We start from the raw sequence: 2,780 nt of genomic DNA on the forward strand, positions 1-2,780 counted from the left end.
GCTCCGAGGAGCGGTCCGGGCCCTTCGTCCTGCCGGTGCGTCAGCGCGACTGCTGGGCGGGCACGCCCAGCGCGTCGTCGGTCGGCAGCGAGGCGGCGGCCACGGCCGCGCCGGTCAGCGTGGCGAGCATCTCGCGCACGTTGGTGAGCTGCGCGTTGATCGAGTCGCGGCGGTTGGTGAGCGCCGCCAGCTCGCGCTCGGACTCGCTGCGGATCCGGTCGGCCTTGGCGTTGGCGTCGGCCACGATGTCCTCGGACTGGCGCTGGGCCGTCTCCACCGTCTGGCGGGCGCGGCGCTCGGCGTCGGTGCGCAGCTTCTCGGCCTCCAGGCGCAGCTGCTCGGCCCGGTGCTCGATCTCGGCCAGTCGCTTCTCGGCCTTGGCCTGACGGGCCGCCAGGTCGCGCTCGGACTGCTCGCGGCGCTTGGCCAGGTTGGTCTCGAACTCCAGGGCGGCCTGGGCGGCCTTGGTGCGGGTCTCCTCGAAGAGGGCGTCCGCCTCCTCGCGCTTGTTCTGCGCGTCCTTGTTGGCCTCGTTGCGCAGCTGGGCGCTGTCGCTCTTGGCCTTGTCGACGATCCGCAGGCCCTCGTCCTCGGCCTTCGCCTTGCGGTCCTTGGCGTAGTTCTCCGCCTCGGAACGGACCTGCTGGGCGGCTGCCTCGGCCAGCTCGCGGTGCTGCTCGGCGGCGCGGTGGGCCTCCTCACGCAGGTCCTTCGCCTCCTCCTCGGCGAGCCGCAGGATCTTCTCGACCCGGGCACCGAGACCCGCGTACGAGGGCTCCGCGTCGGCCACCTGCGCCTGCGCGCTCTGGGTCTCCAGGTGGAGTTCCTCGATGCGCTTCTCGAGCGCGCTGATCCGGGTCAACGCGCTGTCACGGTCGGCCACCAGCTTGGTGATCCGCTCGTCGACCTGGGCGCGCTCGTACCCACGGCGCACCAGGTCGAAGCCGTGAGGGGAGTGACTGTCGCTCATGGGGTTCTGGGCTTCCTGTCGTCAAACCGCTGAGGTGGTTGAGGGAATCCTGACACGTTACCGGAGTGTCGTAGGCGAAAAGCCTATGGTTGACGGACAATGTCCGCTCAATCGGGTGGTGTCCCGGGGGACCGTCCGCCACCCGAACGGGGGGCACCCACTCCTGCGCCCGCCTTCGAGCCCCCGCCGGCCGCACCGCCCTTGCCGCCGGACGGGCCGGCCGCCTCACGCGCCGCCGCCTGCTGCACCGGTGACGGTGCCTCGAAGGCCTCCAGCGCGGACAGCACGTCCTGCACGCGCGAGATCTCGGTGTTGATGTCCTTGCGCCGGCGCACCAGCTCGTCCAGCTCGCGACGGCCCTCGTCGGTGACCCGCTGGGCGTCCGCCCGGGCGGTGCTCTGCACCCGGTCGGCCTCCTCCTCGGCGAGTCGCAGCTGCTCGGCGGCGGTCTCCTCGGCCTGCCGCAGACGCTTGGCGGCCTCGGTGGCGGCCGCCTCCATCTGCTCCTCGGCATCGTCGCGGGCGGCCTTGAGCCGGGACTCGGCCTCGGTGCGCAGCTGGTCGGCCTTGGCGGTGGAGGCGGCCAGCTTCTGGTCGGCCTCCTTCAGCAGCCCCTCGGCCTTGCGGACGGCCGCGATGCGCACCTTGCTGGCCTCCGCGGACGCCTGCGAGGTGAGCTCGGCGGCCCGCTCCTCGGCGGCGGCCAGCAGCTCGGCCGCGCGCTCCTCGGCCTCGGCGACGGCGGCCACCGCCTGCTCCTCGGCCTCGGTGAGCTGCTCCTGGGCGGCGGTCACCAGCGCGTCCACGCGCTCCCCGGCCGACTTCATGGCCTGCGCGTTCTCCTTGCGGGAGCGCTCGTGCAGGGCCTCGATCTCGGCGTCGGTGCGCTCGCGCAGCTCCTCGGCGCGCTCGCGGATCGCGGTGGCGTCGCGGCGGGCCTCGGAGAGCAGCGCGTCGGCGTCCGCGCGGGCCCGCTCGACCTCGCCCTGACCGGCCGCCTCGCCGGCCGCCACCAGGCGCTCGGCCTCCTTGCGGGCGGCGGCCACCATGGCGTCGGCCTGCTCCTCGGCGGCGGCGGTGGTGGCCAGCGCGGTGCTCTGCGCCTCCTCGCCGAGCGACTCGGCGTCGGCGAAGGCCCGCTCCAGCACCGAGGTCGCCTGCGCGCGGGTGGCCGCGTCGTACTGCTCGGCCTGCTCGCGGGTGCTGCGGTCGAAGGCGTCGGCCCGGCTGCGGGTGCTGGCCTCGTACTCCTCGGCCAGCGCGCGGGTGGCGGCGGCGAACTCCTCCGCCTCGGTGCGCATCCGGGCCGCGTACTGCTCGGCGTCGGCGAGCAGGGCGGCGCCGCGCTCCTCGGCGTCGGCCACCGTGCGCTGGGCCTGCGCGTCGGCCTCGGCGCGCGTGCGGCGCCCGTCCTCCTCGGCCTGCGCGAGGTGCGCCTGGGCCTCGGCGCGGACCGCGGTGTCGTACTCGGCGGCCTCGGCGAGCAGCCGGTCGGCCTCCGCCTCGGCGTCGGCGCGCACGGTGGTGGCGTAGCCGTCGGCCTCGGTGCGCAGGGCGCCGTCGTAGGCGTCGGCGTCGGTGCGCACCTGGGCGCTGTACGCCTCGGCGTCGGTGGCGATCCGGGCCGCCTCGCGCTCGGCGGCGGCCTGGTCGGCGGCGGCCTCGGTGGCCGTGCGCTCGCGCAGCTCGGCGCTCTCCTGCTCGGCGGTGGCGCGCAGCAGGTCGGTCTCCTGCTGGGCGGTGGCCCGCAGTTCGCCGTCGTAGGCGTCGGCGTCGGTGCGCACCTGGGCGCTGTACGCCTCGGCGTCGG

The 2,780-nt window shown here is 75.2% G+C and carries 1 protein-coding gene and 1 pseudogene; both read right to left on the minus strand.

Annotation, left to right across the window (positions count from 1 at the left end):
- Positions 1 to 40 precede the first annotated feature (40 nt).
- Entirely contained in the window at positions 41 to 970 is a 930-nt protein-coding gene (locus tag ABD323_RS38775) for a coiled-coil domain-containing protein (RefSeq protein WP_266293748.1), read from the minus strand.
- Positions 971 to 1,077: 107 nt separating this feature from the next.
- Positions 1,078 to 2,780: pseudogene (locus tag ABD323_RS38780) on the minus strand (hypothetical protein); the annotation flags it as partial.

Source organism: Kitasatospora nipponensis (assembly GCF_039528135.1).
GTDB classification, from domain to species: domain Bacteria; phylum Actinomycetota; class Actinomycetes; order Streptomycetales; family Streptomycetaceae; genus Kitasatospora; species Kitasatospora nipponensis.

Bases quoted from the DNA above. Each gene is read 5' to 3' on its own strand.
- ABD323_RS38775 (WP_266293748.1), bottom strand. From the start codon at position 970: ATGAGCGACAGTCACTCCCCTCACGGCTTCGACCTGGTGCGCCGTGGG.